Origin of the sequence: Exiguobacterium sp. SH3S1 (assembly GCF_004337105.1) — a bacterium.
Classification (GTDB): Bacteria; Bacillota; Bacilli; order Exiguobacteriales; family Exiguobacteriaceae; genus Exiguobacterium; species Exiguobacterium aurantiacum_A.
Genome location: NZ_SJUW01000034.1, coordinates 1 through 460, shown reverse-complemented (window position 1 = coordinate 460; position 460 = coordinate 1). Strand labels below are relative to the sequence as shown.

The 460-nt window shown below is 51.3% G+C and carries 2 tRNA genes and 1 rRNA gene; all 3 read right to left on the bottom strand.

What is annotated here, in order from left to right:
* Positions 1-129: 129 nt before the first annotated feature.
* A tRNA-Ala gene (locus tag EVJ26_RS14260) sits at positions 130-202 on the bottom strand.
* Positions 203-225: 23 nt separating this feature from the next.
* Positions 226-302: transfer RNA gene (locus EVJ26_RS14255), tRNA-Ile, on the bottom strand.
* A gap of 76 nt (positions 303-378) precedes the next feature.
* A 16S ribosomal RNA gene (locus tag EVJ26_RS14250) occupies positions 379-460 on the bottom strand; the annotation flags it as partial.

Sequence of the window (460 nt, the reverse complement as noted above, 5' to 3'; positions counted from 1 at the left end):
GTGCCAAGGCATCCACCGTACGCCCTTTCTACCTTGATCTAGCGTTTCTAAGACACACGGTCCGAACGGACCATGCATATTTTTCTTGGTTTGATGTCTTGATGAATCTTCAGTTTTCAAGGAACAAAGTGGAGCCTAGCGGGATCGAACCGCTGACCTCCTGCGTGCAAGGCAGGCGCTCTCCCAGCTGAGCTAAGGCCCCATATAAGGGAATTCTCAAAAAAATGGTGGGCCTAAGTGGACTCGAACCACCGACCTCACGCTTATCAGGCGTGCGCTCTAACCAGCTGAGCTATAGGCCCTCATAATTTGATTTGTCGAGAGATTTGGTCTCTCAAAACTGAACGATGGGCAATGCCACATGGGCATTTTCCTTAGAAAGGAGGTGATCCAGCCGCACCTTCCGATACGGCTACCTTGTTACGACTTCACCCCAATCATCTGTCCCACCTTCGGCGGC